Here is a 23,979-nt window from a genome sequence, read left to right on the forward strand (position 1 = left end):
TCAGGCGTGAACATCCGTTGCCAGGAAATGTAGGTCAGGCGGACGGATCCGTCAAAGTGTGCGGCTGCGAAAAGGCTTACCGCTTGCGGGACTCCGATGTCCGCGGTTCCGGCGGCTGGTAGGCGAGGGCGGCCGGCATCCGGGCTTCCAGCGCTTCAAGCCGGCCTTCCAACCACCCGAAATCGCGGGAACTGGGGGTGGTGTCCCTGGACTGGCCTTTCAACTCGCCCATGTCGGCAGACATCTTCACCAGCACGGGAAGCATCTGGGCCAGGGTGGCTTTGACATCCTGCATACTGGTTTCAAGTGAACCCAAACGTTCCTCGATCCGGATCCGGGCCAGCGGCTCGTCCGTCTTCGTATCGCTCATGAAGGGTGCTCCCGCCGCCGCCTTCCAAAGGTGATTCCTTCCCGGTGGCCCGTCAACCGCTTCCCCCGGCCGCTTCCCCCGGCCGCATCCGCCGTTGCGCCGCACCCCGCCCGCCGGGTACTGTCGGTGGCATGACGGCGGAACGGACGGTCCCTTTTCGAGCGCCTTACGCCAGCGATCCGGCCACCAGCCGCGGACGCCGGGTGGCGGAGGCGGAAAGCGCCACGCGGTCGTGCTTTCAGCGCGACCGTGACCGGATCGTGCATTCCGGTGCCTTCCGCAAGCTGGAATACAAGACCCAGGTCTTCGTCTATCACGAGGGCGACTATTACCGCACCCGCCTGACCCACAGTCTGGAGGTGGCGCAGATCGCCCGCTCCATCAGCCGCACGCTGGGGCTGAACGAGGATCTGGCGGAGGCGGTGGCCCTGGCCCACGATCTGGGCCACACCCCCTTCGGCCATGCGGGCGAGACGGCGCTGAACGCCTGCATGGCCCCCTATGGCGGCTTCAGCCACAACGACCAGACCCTGCGCATCCTGACGCATCTGGAACGGCGCTACGCCGATTTCGACGGCCTCAACCTGTGCTGGGAAACGCTGGAGGGGGTGGTCAAGCACAACGGCCCGCTGCTGCCCACGGCACCAGGGACGGAACTGCCCGCCACCATCCGCGCGTACCGGGATGTCTGGGATCTGGAACTCCACACCCAGCCGGGGGCGGAGGCGCAGGTGGCGGCCCTGGCCGACGACATCGCCTACAACAACCACGACGTGGACGACGGCCTGCGCGCCGGGCTGTTCACCGTGGACGAGGTGGCGGAGATCCCCCTGGTGCGCCCGTTCGTCGAACAGGTGCGTGCCCGCTATCCGGGGCTGGAGCGGTCCCGTCTGATCCACGAGACGGTGCGCCGCATGATCGGCGCCATGGTCGAGGATCTGGTGGCGGAGACGCGGCGGCGGCTCGATGCCGTGCGCCCCGGCTCGGCGGCGGAGGTGCGGGGGGCGGACCGGGCGGTGGTGGCCTTCTCCCCCGCAATGGCCGAAGCCCAGCTTCCCTTGCGAGGGTTCTTGAAACAGCGCATGTACCGCCATTACAAGGTCAACCGCGAAATGAGCAAATGCAAGCGGGTGGTGGCGGACCTGTTCGGCCTGTTCCTGGCCGAGCCGGAATGCCTTCCCACCCCCTGGCAGGACCAGCTTGCGGCGCTGGGCGGACGGGATGATATGGCGGTGCGTGCCCGGCTGGTGGCCGATTACATCGCGGGCATGACCGACCGTTACGCGCTGGCCGAACACACCCGTCTCTTCGACATGGATGCGAAGACCTGAAACGATGAATATTTTCAAGGCGTTCGAGAACGATATCCGGGCCATTCTGGCAGCATTGGCCGACGCGGGGAGCATCCCCGCCGGGCTGGATCTGTCGCGGGTGACGGTGGAGCCGCCGCGCGACCCGTCCCACGGCGACCTGTCCACCAACGCCGCCATGGTGCTGGCCAAGCCGGCCAAGATGGCGCCCCGCGCGCTGGCGCAGATGCTGGTGGACCGGCTGACCGCCCGCGGCGACGTGGTGTCCGCCGACATCGCCGGCCCCGGTTTCGTCAACCTGCGCCTGACGCCCGCCGTGTGGCAGGAACGGGTCCGCGACATCGTGACCGCCGGCCCGGCCTATGGCGACAGCGATGCCGGCGGCGGCCAGGCGGTGAACGTGGAGTACGTCTCGGCCAACCCCACCGGCCCGCTGCACGCGGCGCACGGCCGCGGTGCCGTGTTCGGCGACGCCCTGGCGGCGCTGCTGAAGAAGGCCGGGTACAACGTCACCCGCGAATACTACATCAACGACGCCGGCGCCCAGGTGCAGGTGCTGGGCCGTTCCACCTACCTGCGCTACCGCGAGGCGCTGGGCGAGGACATCGGCGAGATTCCGGCGGGCCTCTACCCCGGCGCCTATCTGAAGGACGTGGGGCAGGCACTGGCCGAGCGTGACGGCAATAAATGGGTCGGCGCCGACGAATCGGTGTGGCTGCCCGTCTGCCGCGACTTTGCGATATCCATGATCATGGGCTGGATCAAGGAGGATCTGGGCCTGCTGGGCATCGGCATGGACGTCTACACCTCCGAACGCGCCATGGTCGAATCGGGGGCGGTGGACGCGGCGTTGCAGGCGCTGCAGGACCAGGGACTCATCTATGTGGGCGTGCTGGAGCCGCCCAAGGGCAAGAAGCCCGACGATTGGGAGCCGCGCCCCCAGACCCTGTTCCGCTCCACCGGTTTCGGCGACGACGTTGACCGCCCGCTGAAGAAGTCGGACGGCACCAACACCTATTTCGCCAACGACATCGCCTATCACTACGACAAGTTCCGCCGCGGCTCGCCGACGCTGATCGACGTGCTGGGGGCGGATCACGGCGGCTATGTCAAGCGGATGCAGGCGGCGACCTCTGCCGTCACCGCCCGGCAAGGGTCGCTGGACGTCAAGATCTGCCAGCTCGTCCACCTGCTCCAGAACGGCGAGCCGGTGAAGATGTCCAAGCGCGCCGGCACCTTCGTCACGCTGCGCGACGTGATCGAGTCGGTGGGGGCGAACGTGGTCCGCTTCATCATGCTGACCCGCCGCAACGACCAGACGCTGGAATTCGACTATGCCAAGGTGACCGAGCAGTCCAAGGACAACCCGGTCTTCTACGTCCAGTACGCCCACGCCCGGTGCAAGTCGGTGCTGCGCAAAGCGGCGGAAGAGGGCCGCGATACCGGCGTGGAGGCTCTGTCCAAGGCCGATTTGACCCGTCTGGAGGCCACGGAGGAAATGGACATCATCCGCCGCATGGCCACCTGGCCGCGGCTGGTGGAGGCCGCTGCAGAGGCACACGAGCCACACCGTGTTGCATTTTTCCTCTACGACCTTGCTTCGGACTTCCATGCTCTGTGGAACAAGGGCAAGGATGACGCCACCATGCGATTCCTGATCGACGGTGACGAGGGGATTACGGTGGCGCGCCTTGCCCTGGTTCATGCCGTGGCGGCGGTGATCGCCTCCGGTCTTCAGGTCATGGGCGTCGAGCCGGTGGAGGAGATGCGCTGAGATGCAGTACGACGACACCCAATACGGAGCCGATCCCTACGGCTACCCGCCCGCCCGGTCCGGGCGGCGCGGGCTGCTGGCGCTGGGCGCGGCGGTGGTGGGTGTCGCCGCCTTTGCCGGCGTGATCGTCTTCGCCTACAGCCGCGGGCAGCATGCGGTCCACAACGGTGCGCCGCCGCTGCTGGAGGCCGACGCCACCCCCACCAAGTCCCGCCCGCAAGACCCCGGCGGGTACGAGGTGCCGCACCAGGACAAGATGGTCTATGAACGGCTGAACGCGGCCCCGGCCAAGCCGGGGCTGGAGCGGCTGCTGCCGCCGCCCGAACAGCCGCTGCCGCGTCCGGTGGTGTCGCCCCAGGTGCCGCCGCTGCAGCCGGCCCCGGTGGTGGCGGTGGCCGACGTGCCCGCCCCCCAGCCCCCCGCACCGGCCCCGCAGGCGGCGGCCCCGGTGCCTGCACCGCAGGCCCAGCCCACGGTGGTGGCCTCGGCCCCGCCGGCATCGTCCCTGGCTCCGGCCCCGCCCGCGGCGGGGCAGTCGTCGCAGCTTGCGGCCCTGCCCGCCGCCCCGGCCAAGCCCAAGCCGGTGGCGCCCAAGCCCGCGCCTGCGGCGATTCCCGCCGCTCCGTCCGCCGATGCACCGGCAGCCGGCGCCAGGAACGCCGGCAATGGCAAGAACGCCAGCAACGCCACGGGTGCCGCGGCGCACACCCAGCCGCCGGTGAATGCCGCAGCACTGCCGCCCACGGTCCAGGCCAAGCAGACGCCGCCGGCCCCGGCCAAGGCGGTTCCCGCTACTCTGACCCCGCCGCCGGCCTCCGCGGCGCCGGCCAAGACGGTTCCCGCCGCCCTCACCCCGCCGCCGGCCACGGCGTCGGCCCCGGCTGCGGGGACGCTGGTTCCCCCCTCGGCCCGTCCGGGGGGCAACGCCGGGCGCGGCGGCTGGCGGGTGCAGCTTGCCTCCGTCCCGTCGGAGTCGCAGGCGCAGGGCGAATGGAAGCGCCTGTCCAACCGTCATGCCGACGTGCTGGGCGGTCTGGGCGTCAACTTCGCCCAGGCAACCATCAACGGCGCCACTTATTACCGCGTGCAGGCGGGGGTGGTGGACGAGACGCGGGCGCGCTCCATCTGCGCCGCGCTGAAGGCGCAGAGCGTGGGGTGTATTCTTGTCGCTCCCTGAACGGCCGCGGGCCATTGTTTTCGGCTGTGCCGGCACGGTGCTGAGCGCGGACGAGCGTGATTTCTTCCGCCGGACCGATCCGTTGGGCTTCATCCTGTTCCGCCGCAACTGCGAGACGCCGGAACAGGTGGCGGCCCTGGTCGCCGGCTTGCGCGCCAGCGTGGGCCGCCCCGATGCCCCCGTCCTGATCGACCAGGAGGGGGGGCGGGTCGCCCGGCTGCGCCCACCCCACTGGCCCGCCCACCCGCCCGCCGGTGCGATCGGCGCGCTGGCTCTGCGCGACCGCGCCGCGGGGCTGGAAGCGGCGCGCCTCAACGGGCGGCTGCTGGCCCACACGCTGCTGTCTTTGGGCATCACCGTCGATTGCGCGCCCGTGTGCGACGTGCCGGTGGAGGGCGCCCACGACATCATCGGCGACCGCGCCTTCGGGCGCGATCCGGCGCTGGTGGCCGCTCTGTCCCGCGCGTTTGCCGAGGGGATGCTGGTCGGCGGCGTGTTGCCGGTGATCAAGCACATTCCCGGCCATGGCCGCGCCTTTGCCGACAGCCACGCCGAACTGCCGGTGGTGGACGCGCCGCGCGATGCGCTGGAGGCCACCGATTTCGCGCCGTTCCGGGCGCTGGCCGACCTGCCGCTGGCGATGGTGGCCCATGTGGTGCTGACGGCGGTGGACCCCACGGCCCCGGCCAGCACCTCGGCCACCGTGATCCGCGAGGTGGTGCGCGGGCCGTCCATCGGGTTCGACGGCCTGCTGTTCAGCGACGATCTGTCCATGGGCGCCCTGCACGGCACCATGGCCGAACGGACCCGTGCGGTGCTGGATGCCGGCTGCGACGTGGCCCTGCATTGCAACGGCGCGATGCCGGACATGGTGGAAGCGGCGGGCGTCACCCCCATCTTGAGCGATGAGGCTTTTGCGCGGTGGCAGCGGGCGGCACGGGCGCCGTCGGCTCCCGGTACCATCGACGCGGCGGCCCTGCGTGGCCGGCTCGACGCCCTGCTGGCCTGACGCCCCGGGCATCGGAAAGGATCTTTATGATCGAAGAGTGGCTGTTCAAGATCACCGCCGTGGGGATTCCCGCCATCCTGGCGATCACCCTGCACGAGGCGGCCCATGGCTGGGTCGCGTCCAAGCTGGGCGACGACACGGCGCTGCGGCTGGGGCGGGTGACCTTCAACCCGCTGCGCCACATCGACCCCTTCGGCACCATCATCCTGCCGGCGCTGATGTATTTCACCACCGGCTTCGTGTTCGGCTGGGCCAAGCCGGTGCCGGTGAACTTCGGCCGTCTGCGGAACCCGCGCCGCGACATGGTGTGGGTGGCGCTGGCCGGGCCGGGGTCGAACCTGATCCTGGCCGTGGTGTCCGCCTGGATCTGGGGCATGCTGCCGAACGCGGCGGGCATGGGCGACATGTGGGTCAAGGCGATGCTGGAGGTATCGATCCTGGCCAACGTGGTGCTGATGGTGTTCAACCTGATCCCGCTGCCGCCGCTCGATGGTGGCCGGGTGGCGGTGGGCATCCTGCCCCGCGCGCTGGCGCTGCCGCTGGCGCGGATGGAGCAGTACGGCATCCTCGTGCTGATCGGCGTTCTGTTCCTGCTGCCGCTCCTGGGGCGGGAGATCGGGGTGGACCTGAACGTCTTCGGCTGGATCATGGGGCCGCTGGTGGACTGGGCGCTGGATCTGATCGCGGCGCTGACCGGCAATTCCTGACATGGCCGATACCCCGGAGACGGGGGGAGGGGACACCTCCCCCGATCAGCTCGTTCTGGCGCTCGACGGGTTCGAGGGGCCGATCGACGTTCTGCTGACCATGGCGCGCGAGCAGAAGGTGGATCTGGCCCGCCTGTCGATCCTGCAGCTCGCCGACCAGTATCTGGCCTTCATCGAGGCCGCCGGGCGGGTGCGGCTGGAACTGGCCGCCGACTATCTGGTGATGGCGGCGTGGCTGGCCTACCTGAAATCCCGCCTGCTGCTGCCCGAACCCGATCTGGAGGAGCCGCCGGCGGAGGACATGGCCGCGGCGCTGGCCTTCCAGCTTCAGCGGCTGGAGGCGATGAAGGCGGCGGCGGAGCAGTTGATGACCCGCCCGCGGCTGGGCATCGACGTGTTCGCCCGCGGCGCGCCCGAGGAGCTGGCGATCCTGGAAAAGCCGGTCTATCAGGTCACCCTCTATGATCTGCTGCGCGCCTATGGCGCGCACAAGAAGCGCAAGGAAGGCAATGTGCTCCACATGGAGCCGATGCGCCTCTATTCCATCGAGGACGCCGTGCGGCGTCTGGGCGATCTTCTGGGGCGGATGCCCGACTGGGCCACCCTGTCGGCGTTCCTGCCGCCGGAAGCCCAGGGGACGCTGATGGGCCGCTCGGCCCTGGCCGCCACCTTCGCCGCCACCCTGGAACTGGCCAAGGCGGGTGAGGTGGAGCTGAAGCAGGAAAGCCCCTTCAGCCCGCTGTTCATCCGCCGCGTGCCCCGCTAAACACCCCCTATCATGACCGACGACACCGCAACATCCGCCCCGGGCCAGCCGTCCGGGCCCGATGACAAGACCGCCAAGCTCCGCCTGCTGGAAGCGCTGCTGTTCGCCGCCGCCGATCCGGTGAGCGAGGTGCTGCTGGCCGCCCGCATCGGGCCGGGGTGGGACGTGACCGTCCTGCTGGCCGAGCTTCAGGCGCATTACGCCCCCCGCGGGGTGGTGCTGCTGCGGGTGGGCGGCGGCTGGGCCTTCCGCACCGCCCCCGACCTTGCCCCCCTGTTGCGGCAGGAGGAGGAGGTCGCGCGCCGCCTGTCCCGGGCGGCCATCGAGACGCTGGCCATCATCGCCTATCACCAGCCGGTCACCCGGGGGGAGATCGAGCAGATCCGCGGCGTGGCGACCAGCAAGGGCACGCTGGACATCCTGATGGAAAACGGCTGGATCCGGCCGGGCAAGCGGCGGGAATCGCCGGGCCGCCCGCTGACCTGGATCACCACCGAGCATTTCCTCGACCACTTCGGGCTGGAGCATCTGCGCGACCTGCCGGGGGTGGAGGATCTGCGCGCCGCCGGCCTGCTGGATTCCCGTCCGGTGTTCTATGGCGTGACCGGCGGGGGCGACGACGGCCTGCCGCTGCCGCGGGCCGACGACGGCGACGAGGATTAGCACCGGGGCCGCGGTTGCGGGGGCGGGCGCCCGGATCCTGAACCGTGATCCGGGCGCATGGGGAATGGCGGATGCCGGCGGACTTACGCCAGCGGCTGCCCCAGCCGTCCCGCCAGATCCTGAATGAACTGCCACGCCACGCGGCCGGAGCGGCTGCCGCGGGTGACCTGCCACTCCACCGCCTCGGCCTTGAGCTGGTCGTCGGTGATGGTCAGGCCGAAATGGGCGGCATAGCCGCGGATCATGGCGAAATAGGTGTCCTGGTCGCAGTTGTGGAAGCCCAGCCACAGGCCGAAGCGGTCCGACAGCGATACCTTTTCCTCCACCGCTTCCGCCGGGTTGATGGCGGTGGACCGTTCGTTCTCGATCATGTCGCGGGGCATCAGGTGGCGGCGGTTGGACGTGGCGTAGAAGATCACGTTGTCGGGCCGCCCCTCGATGCCGCCGTCCAGCACCGCCTTCAGCGACTTGTAATGCACGTCGTCGCCGTCGAAGGACAGATCGTCGCAGAACAGGATGAAACGGCGGGATTCCCCGCGCAGCCGGTTCAGCAGCCGGGGCAGGGAGGGGATGTCCTCGCGGTGGATTTCCACCAGAACCAGCGTGGCCGGCACCTCGGCGGCGACGGCGGCGTGGATGGACTTGACCAGCGAGCTTTTGCCCATGCCGCGCGAGCCCCACAGCAGCGCGTTGTTGGCCGGCAGGCCGCGGGCGAAATGGCGGGTGTTGTCCAGCAGCGTGTCGCGCTGGCGCTCCACGCCTTGCAGCAGGGACAGGTCCACCCGGTTGACCGACGGCACCGGGTCCAGCCGGTCGGGATCGGTGTGCCAGACGAAGGCGTCGGCGGCGGACAGGTCCAGCGGGGCCGGCGGCGGCGGAGCCAGGCGGTCCAGCGCGTCGGCGATGCGGGCCAGGAGCGGCAGCAGGGCGTGGGTGGATGAGGTTTCTTGGGTCACGGCTCTGGATCTTTGGGGTGGGAAGGGCCACTTGGTGGGCGCGGCGCCGGGGCAACCCGCCGGTGCCGTGGCGGGTCTGTCAGGACGCGACACCCCATCCGGCCGGAACCGGCAGGGATCGCACCACGGGCGATGGTAGACGCCCGCGGGGGCGCCGGGCAAGCCGTCCGGGGGGCCGGTGTCCTGCGGTCCGCCGCTCTCAGACCCTCGCTAAGGCGCCCGGACGGTCGCAAGACACGTTGCATCGTCCGTCCGGGCGGCTATAGTCCCCACGGCCCGTGCCGGACCGGTGTTGGCCTTCAAATCGTTCCAAGGGAGATTAGGATGTTCGTTTCGACCGCGTTCGCCCAAACGGCGGCCCCGGCCCCCGGCGGTGGTGACATGTTCATGCAATTCATGCCGCTGATCCTGATCTTCGTGGTCTTCTACTTCCTGCTGATCCGCCCGCAGCAGCGCAAGATGAAGGAACACAAGGCGATGCTGGAGTCGGTGCGCCGCGGCGACCGCGTGGTGACCGGCGGCGGCATCATCGGCGTGGTGACCAAGGTCGGCTCCGACGACGAGCTGCAGGTGGAAATCGCCGAGAACGTCCGCGTGCGCTGCCTGCGCTCCACCGTCAACATGGTCCTGACCAAGGGCGAGCCGGCCAAGAACGGCGACACCCCCGCCGACGGGGCCACGGAGGCCAAGACCGACGACGGTGCCGGCGGCCGGATCGGCAAGTTCTTCGGCCGCAAGTAAGCCGGCCCTCATCGCAGCGGGCCACCCGCCGCCGGCACCGCCGGACGGGGTGGCCTTTCCGCCTTCGGGCAACCGGGAACGGAACCTGTCACGTCGATGCTCTATTTTTCGCGCTGGAAGATCTATCTGATCCTGGCGGTGTGCGCCGCGGGGGTCATTTTTGCCCTGCCGAACTTCTTCAGCCGCGAGACGCTGGCGAGCCTGCCGTCCTGGTACGCCAACAGCCGCGTTCACCTGGGCCTGGACCTGCGCGGCGGCTCGCACCTGCTGCTGGAAGTGGACATGGCCGCGGTGGTCCGCGACCGGGTGGAGGGGCTGGTCGATTCCGCCCGTTCCCAGCTCCGCACCGGCAACATCGGCTACACCGCCATCACGCCCGCCGAAAAGGGCCTGACCGTCCGCTTGCGCGACCCGGCACAGGCGGACGAGGCGGTGAAGCAGCTTCGCCAGCTCAACAGCGGCAACGCCGGTGTCCTGGGCGGCGGCACGCCGGAACTGGACGTGGCCGCCAACGGTGATTCGGTCACCGTGACGCTCAGCGAAAAGGCGCTGCGCGACCGCGCTACCCAGGCGGTCGAACAATCCATCGAGATCGTGCGCCGCCGCATCGACGAGACCGGCGTCAACGAACCCACCATTGCCCGCCAGGGCGGCGACCGCATCCTGGTGCAGCTTCCCGGCGTGGAAGACCCCGACCGCGTGAAGCGCCTTCTCGGCACGACCGCCAAGATGACGTTCCGTCTGGTGGACGTGAACGGCGACCCCGCCGCCCGTCCCCAGCCGGGGATGGAGGTGCTGCCCTCGGCCGAGGGCGGGCGCGGCCCCGCCGCCTATGTGGTGCGCAAGAAGGTCGAGGTGGACGGCGCCAACCTGAAGAACGCCCAGGCCGGCACCAACAGCCAGACCGGCGAATGGGTGGTGAACTTCGAATTCGACAGCGTCGGCGCCCGCCGCTTCGCCGAGGTGACCCAGGCGAACGTGGGCCGCCCCTTCGCCATCGTTCTCGACAACAAGATCATCAGCGCCCCCGTGATCCGCGAGCCGATCATCGGCGGGCGCGGCCAGATCAGCGGCAACTTCAGCGCCCAGACCGCCAACGATCTGGCCGTGCTGCTGCGCGCGGGCGCGCTGCCGGCACCGCTGACGGTGATCGAGGAGCGCACGGTCGGCCCCGACCTGGGCGCCGATTCCATCCGCGCGGGTCTCATCTCCGTGGCCGTCGGCTTCGTGCTGGTGTGCGGCTACATGCTGGCCGCCTACGGCACCTTCGGCTTTTATGCCTGCGTGGCGCTGCTGGTGAACATCATCCTGACGGTGGCGGTCCTGTCGCTGCTTCAGGCCACGCTGACGCTGCCCGGCATCGCCGGCATCCTGCTGATGCTGGGGCTGGCGGTGGACGCCAACATCCTGATCAACGAGCGCATCCGTGAAGAGACGGTGCGGGGCCGCGGCGCCTTTTCGGCCATGGAAACCGGGTTCCGCCGCGCCTATGCCACGGTGGTGGACTCCAACCTGACCACCGTCATCAAGATGATCCTGCTGTTCATCTTCGGCGTGGGTGCGGTGAAGGGGTTCTCGGTCACCATCATCTTCGGCATCCTCACCTCCATGTTCACCGCCACGGTCCTGGTGCGTCTGATGATGGTCGCGTGGCTGCGCCGCCACCGCCCGTCGATGCTGCCGACCTGAGGGGATATCCGTCATGTTCCATCTTCGTCTTGTGCGGGACAACACGCGCATTCCCTTCATGAAGGGGCGGCACGCGGGGCTGATCGTGTCGGCGCTGCTGTCGCTGGCCTCGGTGATCCTGTTCTTCCATCCGGGGCTGAACTACGGCATCGACTTTGCCGGCGGCATCGTGATCGAGGCACGCACCCCCCAGGCCGCCGATTTCCCCAGCCTGCGCCACACCCTGTCGGGCCTGAACATGGGTCAGGTGCAGTTGCAGGAGTTCGGTTCGCCCCAGGACGTGCTGATCCGCCTGGAACGCCAGCCGGGCGACGATGCGGCCCAGCAGCGGGCCGCCGATCAGGTGCGCGCCACGCTGGCCAAGGAAATCCCCGGCACCCAGGTCCGCCGGGTGGAAGCGGTGGGCGCGTCGGTGTCGGGCGAACTGTTCGCCAACGGCATGATCGCGCTCGGCCTCGCCATGGTGGCGATGCTGGTCTACATCTGGTTCCGCTTCGAATGGCAGTTCGGGGCGGGGGCGGTGGTGACGCTGTTGCTGGACATCACCAAGACCGTCGGCTTCTACGCCGTCACCGACATCCAGTTCAACCTGACCGCCATCGCCGCCATCCTGACCATCATGGGCTATTCGGTGAACGACAAGGTGGTGGTCTATGACCGGGTGCGCGAGAACCTGCGCATCTACAAGAAGATGCCGCTGCGCGAGCTGATCGACCTGTCGATCAACGAGACGCTGAACCGCACGCTGGGCACGTCCATGTGCACCTTCCTGTCGGTTCTGCCGCTGGCCATCTTCGGCGGCGAGGCGCTGCAGGATTTCGGCATCGTGCTGATCTTCGGCGTCATCATCGCTACCTCCTCGTCGATCTTCATCGCCGCCCCCATCTTGCTGTTCCTGGGCGAAAACCGGCTGCGCCGCGGCTCGCCCGACAGCGAACAGCCGGCTGCGGCCACCAAACCGGCCCCATGACGGGGCCGGCGGGGGAAAAGCGATGAACATCTCCGAATTCATTCCCGCCGACAGTTTCGTCATCGACGGCTATGGCGACGGTCAGTTCTGCGTCCGCGGCGTCTGGCACGCCGGGGCGCAGCTCGTCTTCCCCGACGCGCTGGTGCCGTGGGGGACGGGGGCGTTCGAGGATCTGACGATCGGCGACTTCGCCCCGATTCTGGAGCGGGCCGGACAGATCGACATCCTGCTGTTCGGCACGGGCGCCCGGAACCGGCTGGTTCCCAAGGCGCTTCGGCAACCGTTGCGCGAAGCGGGTGTGGTGGTGGACGGCATGGACACCGGGGCGGCCTGCCGCACCTACAACGTCCTGCTGACCGAAGGGCGGCGGATTGCCGCGGCTCTGTTGCCGGTGTAAGCTTTTCTTCGGCCCGACCAGACGGATTACCCCCTTTGCCCCGATGAGCGGGGAAAAGCGATGGTATTCCGCCGCGACGAATGGTTGAATACGGGACTGATGACCCGACCCGATCTCGACCTTGCGCATCTGCGCCTGTTCGTAGCGGTGGCGGAAGGCGGGATCGCCTCTGCCGCCCGTTCCCTCGGCTGCACCGAACACGATGTGCAGGACGGTCTGCGCACCCTGGAGGAGCGGTACGGACACCCGTTGCTGACCGCGGAGGGGCCGACCGCCGATGGCCGCCGGCTGCTGACGCGGGCCCGCCGCATTCTGTCGCTGTTCGACGAAACGGTGGACGCGCTGGACCGCGGCACCCTGGCCGCCAGCCATCTGGCCGACAAGGACGGCGCCGGTGACGCGCTGATGCTGCGCGACCTGCTGGGCGATGCGGTGGGGTGCATCAGCGAAGGCTTCGTGCTGTTCGACCCCGACGGGCGGCTGGTGCTGTGCAACGACCGTTACCGCGAAGCCTATCCGCTGCTGGCGGACAAGCTGCGGCCGGGCGTGTCGTTCGCCGACCTTCTTCGCACCGCCCTGGACCGCGGGGCCGGGGGGCAGGTCATCAACCCGACCCTGTGGGTGGAAGAACGCCTGCGCCGCCATTTCGACAGCGAGGCGCCCACCGACCACCGGCTGGGCGACGGGTGCTGGTACCGCATCAGCGAACACGCCACCCGTTTCGGCGGCATCGTCAAGGTTCTGACCGACATCACCGAACTCAAGCGCCATGAAGAGGCGCTGGCCCACAGCGAAAACCGTTACCGCCAGCTTGTGGAAACCGCCCCCTATGGCGTGATCGTGTGGGATGGGGTGCGGGTGCGCTTCGCCAACCGCGCGGCGGCGGACATCCTGGGCACGGACGCCGTGGAGGACATGGCGGCTCTGCCGCGCCTGTCCGATCCCACGGCGCCGGGGCTGGGGGAACCGCTGTTCGCCCATCTGCCGCCGCCCTGCGTCCAGCGTGCCCCCGGCCCGGCCATGGCGGCGCAGGTGGACACGGCCGGCGGCGGCGTCCGCGACCTGGAGGCCGGGGTCCATCCCTTCGCCATCGACGGCGCGCCCGCGTGGCTGTTGGTGCTGAACGACGTGACCCAGCGCAAACAGGCGGAGCGGGCGCTGAACCAGTCGCAGAAGATGCAGGCCATCGGCCAGCTTGCCGGCGGTATCGCGCACGAATTCAACAACATGCTGACCGCCATTGGCGGTTTCGCCCACATGGCCCGCCGCGCCCCCGCTGACCGCCCCCGCGTGGAGCAGTGTTTGGGCGAGATCATCAAGGCCACCGACCGCGCCGCCGGGCTGACGTCGCAGCTTCTCACCTTCGGACGGCAGGAACCGGGGGAGGCCGCGCGTCTGGTCACCGTCGCCCCGCAGCTGGAGGAGGCGCGCCGCTTCCTGCGCCCGATCCTGGGGGAACGCTACAGCCTGGAGATCGACGTCCGCGCGGCCGATGCGGTGGTGCTGATCGAGCCGGCCCACCTGCACCAGTCGCTGGTCAATCTGGCCATCAACAGCCGGGATGCCATGCCGGGCGGCGGCCCCATCACCATCACGCTGGACCGCGGGGTGCCCGATGCCGCCTTCTGGCGCCGTCACACGGCCTTGCGCCGCGGCACCTATGTCACCATCCAGGTGCGCGACGCCGGGGAGGGCATCGCGCCCGACGCCATCGACCGTATCTTCGAACCCTTCTACACCACCAAACAGCAGGGGGAAGGGACGGGGCTGGGCCTGTCGCTGGTCTATTCCACCGTCACCCGCGCCGGCGGCGCGGTGGAGGTGTGGTCGGAACCGGGGCAGGGCACCGCCTTCACCCTTTATTTTCCCGCCGAACGCGGCACGCTGGGCTACGGTGCCGGCGACGGTGGCGATGACGCCCCGGCGGAGGAGGTGGAGGACGGACCGTCCGTTGCGGCCACGGTGCTGCTGGTGGAGGATGAGGAACAGGTGCGCGAGTTCATCCGCCTGACCCTGGAGGATATGGGCATGCGGGTGGTCATCGCCGCCGACGGGCAGGAGGCGCTGGAGCTGTTCCACAGCCAGGGCGGGGCCTTCGACCTGCTGGTCAGCGATCTGGTGATGCCGCGCATGGGCGGGGCCGAGTTGACCCGCCGCCTGCGGGAAGAGGCGGGCGACCTGCCGGTGGTGCTGATGTCCGGCTACCCGCCGGAAACCGAGCCGCTGGACGGGCTGCTGGCCGATTCCAGCCGCATCGCGTTCCTGCACAAGCCGGTGAACCCCGACGCTCTGGCCGCGCGCATCCACGCGCTGGTCGTCTGACCGGGGGCCGCGGATGGCCGCGCGCATCGACGTCAACTCCCCCACCCTGGAAGCCAGCGCCGTCGATTCCTACGACGTGGACGCGCTGCTGTTCGAACTGGGCGCCGACGCGGGCGCCCAGGACGAGGGCGTGCCGGTGTGCACCGAGCCGCAGCACCTGTTCACCAGCACCGCGCGTTTCTTCGCCGCCGACGCGCTGGCCGATTTCCTGGACGGCCAGCGGCTGACGCCCACGGAAATGCTGCACCGGGTGACACCCCTGTGCGCCTTTCAGGAATGGCACCGCCGCCGGGCGGTGCTGGAGCGCATCGCCCATGCCCAGGCCAAGCCCGGCCACCGCAACGCGCAGATCCGCGTGGAAGAGGTGCTGGATCTGGAAAAGGGCGTCATCGAGCTTGCCAAGCAGCGCGGCCACCGGGGACCGGCGCCGGGGTTCGACGCCCGCACCTTTGGCGCCGCGGTGTCGGGGGCGTTTCAGGGGGGGCCTGATTTCGACGCCCGCTACGCCCTGGATTCCCTGGTGTCGAGCTGGCTGGCCGACAGCACCAGCTACGAGGTCAAGCTGGTCCGCCTGCTGTCGCTGGAAAGCGACGGGCTGAGCCGGGAGGGGATCGCCGTCATCGATCAGGTGATCGGGGAAATCCTGGCGTCCCGCGCCGGGGTGGAGGAGCTGTTCGGCTGGTGCAAGGGGCTGCATCCGCTGCTGGATGCGCTGGTCCAGGTCTGGAAGGGCGACGGGGTGCTGGGCGATGGGGCGCCGGTGGTGCTGCGCCGTCTGGCCGCCTTCGTCGGACGGCGCCGGGCGCCGGGGGCGCGGCGGGGGCTGGAGATGTCGCTGCACCGGGTGCTGATCGGCACCCAGCGGCTGACGCCGCCCAACAGCTACGACCCCCGCGCCCTGTCCACCATTCTGGATGAGATGCTGGCGACCGGGGCGGTGGCCAGCCGCCTGCGCACCACGGGGGGATACATCGGCGGCGACCGGACGCGCCGCATCCTCGACCGCCGCATCGCCCGGCTGCTGACGCCGGACAAGCTGGACGCGGTGCTGCAGGACAAGACCCATTACGCCCGCCTGATCGACCTGTTCACCCTGGAATCCGCCACCTTCGGCGATCAGAGCCGCAAGATGATCGCGGCGGCCATCCAGAAGCATCTGGAACAGCGGGAGTTGACCCAGCGCCTGTTCGAAGGGATGCGCACGCCGCGCGCGCGGATCAAGGCGCTGTCGGACCTGCACCGCCGGCTGCTGCGCAGCGGGTTGCCCGAGTCTTTGCGCGACAGTTTCGGGCGGATGCTGGACGAGCTTCAGTATCTCTATCTGCGCACCAACCGCATCCTGGCACGGCTGGCCTGCGACAAGAAACCGGCGGTGGAGGAGGTGATGGATTTCGCCGCCCTGCTTGCCGAAAACGCCTTCACCGAACCCAAATGCGCCGCGGCCATCCGCATGCTGATCGGGCACCACACCCGCTCGCCGTCCTTCCTGCGCGCCTATCTCAACCATTGGCGGGAAAAGGCGGAGCGGGACGGGCTGGCGGCGGGGGCCGACGAGCGCAGCAGCATCTTCCAGGCCCTGTTCACCACCCTGGCCGAAGCCGGCGTGCCGCTGAAGGACATGGCCGACCTGCGGGTGCTTCTGGCCGAGGACGAATCCCAGGCCCGCGCCTATGTCCGCATGATCCTGCGCGATCTGGGCGTCGTGGCGATCACCGAAGCCGAGGACGGGCACGCCGCCCTGTCGTGTTTCACCGGCCATGAGGCCGATTTCGACATCATCATCTGCGACTGGAAGATGCCGCGGCTGTCGGGGCTGGAATTCCTGAAGATGGTGCGCGCCGTGCGGCCCGACATGCCCTTTCTGATGGTGACCGGGCTCGCCACCATGATCGCGGTGGAAGAGGCGATGGCCCACGATGTCACCGCCTATATCGCCAAGCCCTTCGCGCCCGAGCAGCTTGAGGAGAAGCTTCTGATCCTGGTCAACCGCGACCCGGCTCTCCCGGCCAAGCCCTGAGCGGGTGCCCGTTCGGGCGCGGCCATAAATTGCTTTATTAGAATACGGTCTTTTGTATGTCATTGAGAGTAATTACGTAAGCAGGAAACGCGATGTTAACCGGTGAGGCTCTAAACCCTTGCGTTGGGGCCGCCGGAACCGGGGTGGCCGTGTGTTGCCAGTGATTATCCACCTCATCGCAAAAGGCATCGGCCGTGGACGGGACGCGCAATCGCAAGGACGGGCTGCCGGAAGCGGCTGTTGAGGATTCCGTGCAGCCGTCCGCTGAGGCACCCGTTCTGTCCCCGCCGGTTCCGTTGCACACCCGTTGGCTGATCCTGCCCGAGATCCTCCTGGTCGTGCTGGGGGTGATGGCGCTGGTCGGGCTGCTGATGTTCGCCGCCGACCGGCAGGACCGCATCGCCGGCATTCAATCCCAGCGGACCGCCGCCTCGCTGCTGTCGCTGGAGCGGGAAGCGTTGGAAAAGACGGTCAGCGATTACGCGTGGTGGAACGACACGGTGAAAAATCTGGCGGCGGTCCCTCACGGCGGGTGGGCGGAAAGCCTGCTGGGACCGGCGCTGCACAAGCAGTTCGGCGTCAACGACGCGCTGCTGCTGGACCGCAACGGTGCGGTGCTGTTCGCTTTGTCGGGCGGGCGGCTCAGCGATCCGGGGCTTCTGGCGCGTTTCGGCGCGCCGCTGCCGGCTCTGGTGGAACAGACCCGGCGGCGCATGGGCGATTCCATCCACACGGGCGATGAGCGTCCCCCGGCCTTGAGCGGGCTGATGGTGACGCGGGACGGGCAGGGGGTTCCCGTGCTCAATCTGGCGGCGGTCAGCCCGCTGTTCGTGACCACCCCCGACAGCGGCGGCGCGCCCGACCGGCTGATGCTGGTGTTCGTCCGCCAGGTGGACGCGGCGGTTCTGGAACGGATGGAGCGGCTGTTCGGCCTGCGTGATCTGGTCTATCGCTCCGATGCCGGTGTGCCCGCCGGCACGGCGGCCCTGGCCTTGAGCGCGCCCGACGGCTCCGACGTGGGGTATCTGGCATGGACGCCCGACCAGCCGGGCCGCACGCTGCTGCGCCGGGTGGCGCTGCCGCTGGCGACGGTTCTGGTGATCATGGCCGGGCTGGGGGTGCTGGCGGTCCGCCGGGCATTCAGGGCCGCTGCCGCGGTGCAGCGGGCGGCAGGGCTGCTGCGCGATGCCAACGAGGGGCTGGAACTCAGCCACCGCCGGTTCCGCGACTTCGCCGAGGCATCCTCGGACTGGTTCTGGGAAACCGGGCCGGATCATGGCTACACCTATATTTCCGAACGGCTGGAGGTGCTGCTGAAGCGCAGCCCCTGGTCGGTCTTCGGCACCTCGCTGATGGACCTGGGGCGTTTGGCGGAAGATGCCGACACGTGGGAGGAATACCGCGCCGATATTCTGGCCGGGCGCCCCTTCCGTGACCTGGAGGTGCAGGTTGACGACAGCGGCGACACCCCTTTGGTCCTGCGGCTCAGCGGCCAGCCGGTGCTGTCGTCCGACGGGCGGCTGCTGGGCTACCGCGGCACCGGCATCGACGTGACCGCCGAAACCATGGCGATGATCGACGCCCGCTTCATGCAGGTGGTGGTGCACGACGCGCTGGACAGCATTTCCGAAGGCTTCGTTCTGTTCAACGCCGACGGGCGCCTGCTGTTCTGCAACGACCGTTACCGGCAGGCGTACCCGACCATCGCCGACGTGCTGCTTCCCGGCACCACCTTCGACGAGATCCTGCGGGTGGCGGCGGTGCGCGGCGGCTACCAGGGCAGCGAACAGGACATGGTGCAGTGGATCCAGGCGCGCAAGAACCGCCATCTGGAGCACGAGGCGCCGGTGGACAAGCGCCTGTCGGACGGGCGCTGGTACCGCATCAGCGAGCACGCCACCGGGTCGGGCGGCATCGTGAAGATCCTGATGGACATCACCGAGCTGAAGGACCGGGAACAGGAGCTGGCCGGCCAGACCGCGCGGCTGAAGGCCACCCTGGAAAGCATCAGCCAGGGCATCTGCATGTTCGACCGCGACGGCACGCTGGCGGCGTGGAACGATGATTTCCCCCGCCTGCTGGGGCTGTCCGCCGGGTTCGTCCGCTTCGGGCTGCCGCTGGGCGATCTGGCCGGGCACATGCGCAACGAGGCCGCCCCGCTGGCGCTGGCGTTCCAGCCCGACGGTTCGGCCTGCGCCCCCGTCGTTCCCGCCGCCCGGTGGGAGGTGGACCCGCTGCGCGTCGGCGACCGTTTTCTGGAGGTGCGGCGCAGCCCGATCCCCGGCGGCGGTTTCGTCGCCACCATCACCGACGTCACCGACCGCTACCGCTTCGAAGCGGTTCTGCGCGATCTGGCGCAGTCGGTGTCCCACGGCGGGGGCGAGGAGTTCTTCCGCAAGCTGGCGCTGGCGCTGGCCCGCGCGCTGGATGTGGAGATTGCCGCCGTCGCCGCCGTCACCGACGAGCCGGGAGAGGTGCGGATGCTGGCGCTGGCCGTGGACGGGGAGATGCAGCCGCCCATGGATGTCCCCCTGGCCGGCACCCCGGCGGAACAGGTGGTGGGCCGGGCGCCGCGGGTGTTCCCGTCCGGCGTCTGTCGCCATTTTCCCAACGATCCGCTGGCGGTGCGGCTGAGGGTGGAGAGCTATTGCGGGGCGCCGCTGTTCGACGCCTCGGGCCGTCCGCTGGGCTTCATCGCCGTCATGTCGCGGCGTCCCAACCTGGACCTGATGTCGGCGCAGTCGCTGCTCGACGTGTTCGGCGCGCGGGCGGCGGCGGAGCTGGAGCGCGCCACGACCGTCACCGCGCTGAAGGAGAGCGAGCACCGCTACCGTCAGCTTGTGGAAATGGCGCCCTACGGCATCGTCATCTGGTACCGCGGCGCCATTCAGTTCGCCAACGCCGCCGCCGCCGGCATTCTGGGCATGGCCGGGGGCGGGCTGGTGGAGGGGGGCAACCTTGCCGGCTTCCTCGACGACGGGGCGGCGGTCGAGGCCCAGATCACCAAGGCCGCCGACGGTCAGCGCCAGCGGCTGGAGGCCGAGGTCATCCGCCCGTCCGGCGAGCGCCGCCATGTGGAGGTGCAGGCTTACCCCGCCGTTTATCAGGGTGGGGCGGCGGTGCTGGTGGTGATGAACGACATCACCGAACGCCGCCGGGCCGAACACGAACTCCAGCGGTCGCAGAAGATGGAGGCGGTGGGCCGCATGGCCGGCGGTATCGCCCATGAATTCAACAACATGCTGACGGCCATCGGCGGTTTTGCCCGGCTGGCCGAGCGCAGCCCCGGCGACGAGAACCGCGTGCTGTCGTGCGTGCGCGAAATCGCCAAGGCGTCCGACCGCGCCGCGGCCCTGACCTCGCAATTGCTGGATTTCAGCCGCCGGCGGGTGTCGGAGGAGACCGAGGTGGTGGGGCTGGCCGAGTTGGTCCGCGACCTGCGCGTGTTCCTGAAACCCCTGATCACCTCCAGCGTGGCGCTGGAGGTGGAGATCCGCGAACCGGCGGCCCATGCCGTGGCCAACCCGGTCACGCTCAATCAGGCCCTGCTCAACCTGGCCATCAATGCCCGCGACGCCATGATGCCCAATGGGGGCCGGCTGGTGGTGTCGCTGGACGTGGTGACGCCGCCGCCGGTCTTTTTCGAGCGCTACGAATACCTGAAGAAGGGGCGCTATGCCCTGTTGCGGGTCACCGACACCGGGTGCGGCATCCCGGAAGAGATCCGCGACCGCATCTGGGAACCCTTCTTCACCACCAAGGAACCGGGCAAGGGCACGGGCCTGGGGCTGTGGATGGTCTATGGCACCGCCCGGCAGGCCGGCGGCGTGGTGGAGGTGATGTCGGAGCCGGGGCAGGGAACGGTGTTTTCGCTCTACCTGCCGGCGGTGGACCCGCCCGTCCATCAGGACGAGGGGGTGGAGAACGTCGGCCTGCCCGAGGGGGAAACCGCGTGGGTTCTGTTGGTGGACGACGAGGAATCGGTCCGGTCCTTCCTGCGCCTGACCCTGGAAGAGGCGGGGTGCGAGGTGGTGGAGGCCGCCGACGGGGTGGAGGCGCTGAAATGCTTCATGGACAGCGGGGGACTGTTCGATATCGTCATCAGCGATATCTCCATGCCACGGATGAGCGGCCCGGAACTGGCCCGCGCGCTGGAGGAGCATAATCCCGAGTTGCGCATTCTTTTCCTGACCGGCTATGCCTCCCGCGATATGGCGGAGGGGCTGACGGCCCGCCCGGGCACCCAGATCCTGATGAAGCCGGTGACGCCCGAAAAGCTGCTGGCCGCCGTGCGCGAACTGATCGCCGCATGACGGCCGGGCACACGGCCTCCGCGCGTGACCGAAGCCCGTTTCCGGGCTTCGCCTGAGGAAGAACCGCTATGGCATCGGATGCCACTCTTGTCGATGACAAGCACCTCGATCCTGACGATACGCAGGAGATCACCCCGTGCGTCACGGCGGAGGATTTCTTCAACCCCGCGGCGCGGGACGGCATCGGGCGCCATTGCGAACGTTTTCTCAATGAAAACGCCCTGACGCCCACCGAACTGCTGCATTCCCCCCGCCACCAGAACACCCTGTCCAACCAGGCCATCTTCGTCGGCATCCTGCAGCAGGCCGAACGGGTGATGGGGCGTAAGAGCGGGTCGCTGAACGCGCTGGTCAACGACGTGGCCATGCTGACCCGCCAGCGGTCCAAGGAATGGGTCATCCCCGAACTGACGGCGGAGAATTACACCGCGTCCGTCAAGGAGGTGATGGAGAAGGACGCCCAGACCGGACGCTGGATCGTCGATGCGGCCCTGACCCAGTTCATCCACGCCGGCCGCTCCTTTGCCGAAAAGACCGGGCAGCTTCTGACCCTTGCCGACACGGTGGGCGAGGGGGGGGACGAAGAGGAGCGGGAGGCCGCCATGGGCCCCCTCGACCGGCTGTTGGGCGAGATGGTCCGCAGCGAATCCGGGATGGCCTCCATTTCCGGTGACATGCCCTTCGTGCGGCTGGTGGACACCATCATCATCCTGGCCACGGGCGACACGCCGCTTCCCGACGACACCCCGGCGTTGGTCACCCGGCTGGGCGCGCTGATGCGGCGGGTGAATATGCCGCTCCTGTCCGACAGCCTGATGGTGGCGTTCCGCCGGGAACTGGCCAAGCCCCACCGCTTCGCCGTCAGCAGCATCGGCGACATGTTCGGCATCGAATCGGTGCAGAAGGAGGTTCTGGCCCTCGCCCGCATCGCCCAGCGGGTCAAGACCGGCGACGGCTACCGCGGCGGTGCGCGGACCGAGGGGTCGTTGCAGCGGCGCATGGCGCTGCTGCTGAACGAGGACACGCTGCCGGAGATCATCAAGGGGCGGAACTTCATCGAAAAGATCCGCATCCTGTTCATGCTGCAGAAGATGCCGCTGACGCCGATCTCGCTGCGGGCGGTGAACCAGTACCTGAAGGTCTATTTCGACGGGCGCGAATTCGCCGGGCGGTTGCTGGATTGCTGGAAGGAGCAGAGCGACAAGCTGAAGGGGCTGGCCGAGGTGCAGCGCCTGATGCTCGATTCCGCCTTTCCGGCGGAAGAGCGCGACACGCTGGCCAAGCAGATCGACGAGGTGCAGTACACGTTCATCCGCACCCAGCGCATCCTGTCGCCGCTCCAGCAGATCAAGACCGAACCCACCGCCGACAAGGTGCTGGAAATCGTCAAGCTGGCCGGGGAAAAGGCGTTCTGCGAGGGCAAGAGCCGCATTACCGCCGCCCGCGCCCTCTATCGCCAGGTCCACCGTCCCCGTTTCATCCGCGCCTTCCTGCTGGGCGCCCAAGGCACCAAGGAACGGGCGGCGCGGGCGGCGTGGATGCGCGGCGCGCTGGCCACCATCGGCGTGCCCTTCATCGACATGAGCAACCTGCGCGTGATGGTGGTGGATGACGAGGACGGCCCGCGCAACTATGTGGAATCCGTGCTCCACGATCTGGGTGTGGGCGTCATCGAGACCATGGAGGACGGCCAGCAGGCGCTGGACCGTTTCCTCGGGCACGAGGACCGCTACGACCTCATCATCTGCGACTGGATGATGCCGCGGGCCAGCGGGCTGGAGGTGCTGAAACAGGTGCGCGCCGTGCGCCCCGACCTGCCGTTCCTGATGGTGACGGCGCTGGCCACCCGCAAGGCGGTGGAGCACGCGCTGGCCCATCAGGTCACGGCCTATATCGTCAAGCCCTTCACCCCCGACCAGCTCGAAGACAAGGTGTTCATCGTCCTGACCCAGAAGGGCGCGCCGGGAAGCGGTTAGGCCGCAGCCCTTTCCGCCCCGCCCAGCGTGCCGGCCAGCCACGCGTCGATGCGCCGGGCGACGGTTTCCCACGCGGGTTCCAGCATCAGGCCGTGGCCGAGGCCGGGAAGGATCTCCGCCTCGGTGTTCAGCAGGCGGGCGGTGGCGCGCACCTGGGACGGGGGGATCAGCCGGTCGTTTTCCGCGCCCATCACCAGGATGGGAATGGTGCGGGGCGGCAGCACGGGGAAGGGTATCCAGCCGCCGATTTCCATCAGGATGCGCTTGGATTCCCCCTGCATCATCGTCATGTAGCGCACCGCCTCGTCCCGCGGCATGGCGTCGGAGAACATGGCGCGGGAGATGGTGGCCGGATCGACGGCGTTTTCCCCCAGCGTGTTCATCAACGCCATCTGCTGGAAGATGATGGGGTGGCACCACGCCAGCCATAGCGAGGATTCCAAGAGCCCGGTGGGCGGGGACGAGGACATCAGCACCGCCGCCGGGGTGGCGGGGCGGCGAGCCAGCACGCGCTGGACCACCATGCCGCCCATGGAATGGCCGATCAGCACCGGGGGGGTGTCCAGGCCGTCGTACACCGACAGCACGTCGTTCACGTAATCGGACAGGCCGTAGCCGATCAGCGCGTCCCGGCCCCCGCTCTTGCCGTGGCCGCGCAGGCTGAGCGCGTGGGCGGTCCAGCCGCGTTCGGCAAACCAGGGCAGGAAATGCTCATCCCAGATCCAGCCGCCGCAAAAGGCGCCGTGGACGAACAGCAGGGGGCGGGGGCGGGCGGGGCCACCGGCGGGGCGGCGGGTGATCAGTTCGATGGTCGGCATGACG

18 protein-coding genes are annotated in these 23,979 nt (G+C 69.0%); 15 read left to right on the plus strand and 3 right to left on the minus strand.

The window, feature by feature from the left end:
* Positions 1 to 76: 76 nt before the first annotated feature.
* Entirely contained in the window at positions 77 to 370 is a 294-nt protein-coding gene (locus M2352_RS09680) for a hypothetical protein (RefSeq protein WP_264664286.1), read from the minus strand.
* Positions 371 to 501: 131 nt separating this feature from the next.
* Here M2352_RS09680 and M2352_RS09685 point away from each other — a divergent pair, with 131 nt between their 5' ends.
* The 7 genes from M2352_RS09685 to scpB are packed head-to-tail and all read left to right on the plus strand — an operon-like array spanning position 502 to position 7,776.
* On the plus strand, positions 502 to 1,701 hold the full coding sequence (locus M2352_RS09685) for a deoxyguanosinetriphosphate triphosphohydrolase (RefSeq protein ID WP_264664287.1): 1,200 nt from the start codon (positions 502 to 504) through the stop codon (positions 1,699 to 1,701).
* Positions 1,702 to 1,705: 4 nt separating this feature from the next.
* Positions 1,706 to 3,454 carry an arginine--tRNA ligase gene (argS, locus tag M2352_RS09690; protein ID WP_264664288.1) on the plus strand — a complete coding sequence of 583 codons (1,749 nt, stop codon included), beginning with the start codon at positions 1,706 to 1,708 and terminating at the stop codon, positions 3,452 to 3,454.
* A 1-nt stretch (position 3,455) separates the two neighbouring features.
* The gene (locus tag M2352_RS09695) at positions 3,456 to 4,631 is read left to right on the plus strand and encodes an SPOR domain-containing protein (RefSeq protein ID WP_264664289.1); all 1,176 of its coding nucleotides are present in this window, start codon (positions 3,456 to 3,458) and stop codon (positions 4,629 to 4,631) included.
* Positions 4,618 to 5,640, plus strand: coding sequence for a beta-N-acetylhexosaminidase (gene nagZ, locus M2352_RS09700; protein ID WP_264664290.1), 1,023 nt, complete (start codon positions 4,618 to 4,620; stop codon positions 5,638 to 5,640). Before M2352_RS09695 ends, nagZ begins: the two co-directional genes overlap by 14 nt.
* Positions 5,641 to 5,666: 26 nt before the next feature.
* Entirely contained in the window at positions 5,667 to 6,347 is a 681-nt protein-coding gene (locus M2352_RS09705) for a site-2 protease family protein (RefSeq protein ID WP_264664291.1), read from the plus strand.
* Position 6,348: 1 nt separating this feature from the next.
* Positions 6,349 to 7,113: a segregation and condensation protein A gene (locus M2352_RS09710; RefSeq protein WP_264664292.1), complete on the plus strand. Its 765-nt coding sequence runs from the start codon at positions 6,349 to 6,351 to the stop codon at positions 7,111 to 7,113.
* Positions 7,114 to 7,125: 12 nt separating this feature from the next.
* Entirely contained in the window at positions 7,126 to 7,776 is a 651-nt protein-coding gene (scpB, locus tag M2352_RS09715) for an SMC-Scp complex subunit ScpB (protein ID WP_264664293.1), read from the plus strand.
* Between the two features lie 83 nt (positions 7,777 to 7,859).
* On the opposite strand, the gene M2352_RS09720 is transcribed toward scpB, so the two are convergent.
* Entirely contained in the window at positions 7,860 to 8,732 is an 873-nt protein-coding gene (locus M2352_RS09720) for an ATP-binding protein (protein WP_264664294.1), read from the minus strand.
* Positions 8,733 to 9,056: 324 nt separating this feature from the next.
* Here M2352_RS09720 and yajC point away from each other — a divergent pair, with 324 nt between their 5' ends.
* The 8 genes from yajC (at position 9,057) to M2352_RS09760 (ending at position 23,157) form a co-directional block, all read left to right on the plus strand.
* Positions 9,057 to 9,473 carry a preprotein translocase subunit YajC gene (gene yajC / locus M2352_RS09725; protein ID WP_264664295.1) on the plus strand — a complete coding sequence of 139 codons (417 nt, stop codon included), beginning with the start codon at positions 9,057 to 9,059 and terminating at the stop codon, positions 9,471 to 9,473.
* Positions 9,474 to 9,569: 96 nt separating this feature from the next.
* The gene (secD, locus tag M2352_RS09730) at positions 9,570 to 11,162 is read left to right on the plus strand and encodes a protein translocase subunit SecD (protein ID WP_264664296.1); all 1,593 of its coding nucleotides are present in this window, start codon (positions 9,570 to 9,572) and stop codon (positions 11,160 to 11,162) included.
* A 13-nt stretch (positions 11,163 to 11,175) separates the two neighbouring features.
* Positions 11,176 to 12,132 (plus strand): protein translocase subunit SecF, encoded by a 957-nt coding sequence (secF, locus tag M2352_RS09735; RefSeq protein WP_264664297.1) that lies wholly within the window; start codon positions 11,176 to 11,178, stop codon positions 12,130 to 12,132.
* A 22-nt stretch (positions 12,133 to 12,154) separates the two neighbouring features.
* Positions 12,155 to 12,529 (plus strand): Mth938-like domain-containing protein, encoded by a 375-nt coding sequence (locus tag M2352_RS09740; protein WP_264664298.1) that lies wholly within the window; start codon positions 12,155 to 12,157, stop codon positions 12,527 to 12,529.
* Positions 12,530 to 12,628: 99 nt separating this feature from the next.
* Positions 12,629 to 14,851 (plus strand): ATP-binding protein, encoded by a 2,223-nt coding sequence (locus M2352_RS09745; RefSeq protein WP_264664299.1) that lies wholly within the window; start codon positions 12,629 to 12,631, stop codon positions 14,849 to 14,851.
* Between the two features lie 13 nt (positions 14,852 to 14,864).
* Positions 14,865 to 16,868 (plus strand): response regulator, encoded by a 2,004-nt coding sequence (locus M2352_RS09750; RefSeq protein ID WP_264664300.1) that lies wholly within the window; start codon positions 14,865 to 14,867, stop codon positions 16,866 to 16,868.
* A gap of 194 nt (positions 16,869 to 17,062) precedes the next feature.
* On the plus strand, positions 17,063 to 21,181 hold the full coding sequence (locus tag M2352_RS09755; RefSeq protein WP_264664301.1) for a PAS-domain containing protein: 4,119 nt from the start codon (positions 17,063 to 17,065) through the stop codon (positions 21,179 to 21,181).
* A gap of 68 nt (positions 21,182 to 21,249) precedes the next feature.
* Positions 21,250 to 23,157 (plus strand): response regulator, encoded by a 1,908-nt coding sequence (locus M2352_RS09760; protein WP_264664302.1) that lies wholly within the window; start codon positions 21,250 to 21,252, stop codon positions 23,155 to 23,157.
* Here the strand turns inward: M2352_RS09760 and M2352_RS09765 are convergent.
* Positions 23,154 to 23,975: an alpha/beta hydrolase gene (locus M2352_RS09765; protein WP_264664303.1), complete on the minus strand. Its 822-nt coding sequence runs from the start codon at positions 23,973 to 23,975 to the stop codon at positions 23,154 to 23,156. The genes M2352_RS09760 and M2352_RS09765 overlap by 4 nt on opposite strands.
* Positions 23,976 to 23,979 lie beyond the last annotated feature (4 nt).

Origin of the sequence: Azospirillum fermentarium (assembly GCF_025961205.1) — a bacterium.
Classification (GTDB): Bacteria; Pseudomonadota; Alphaproteobacteria; order Azospirillales; family Azospirillaceae; genus Azospirillum; species Azospirillum fermentarium.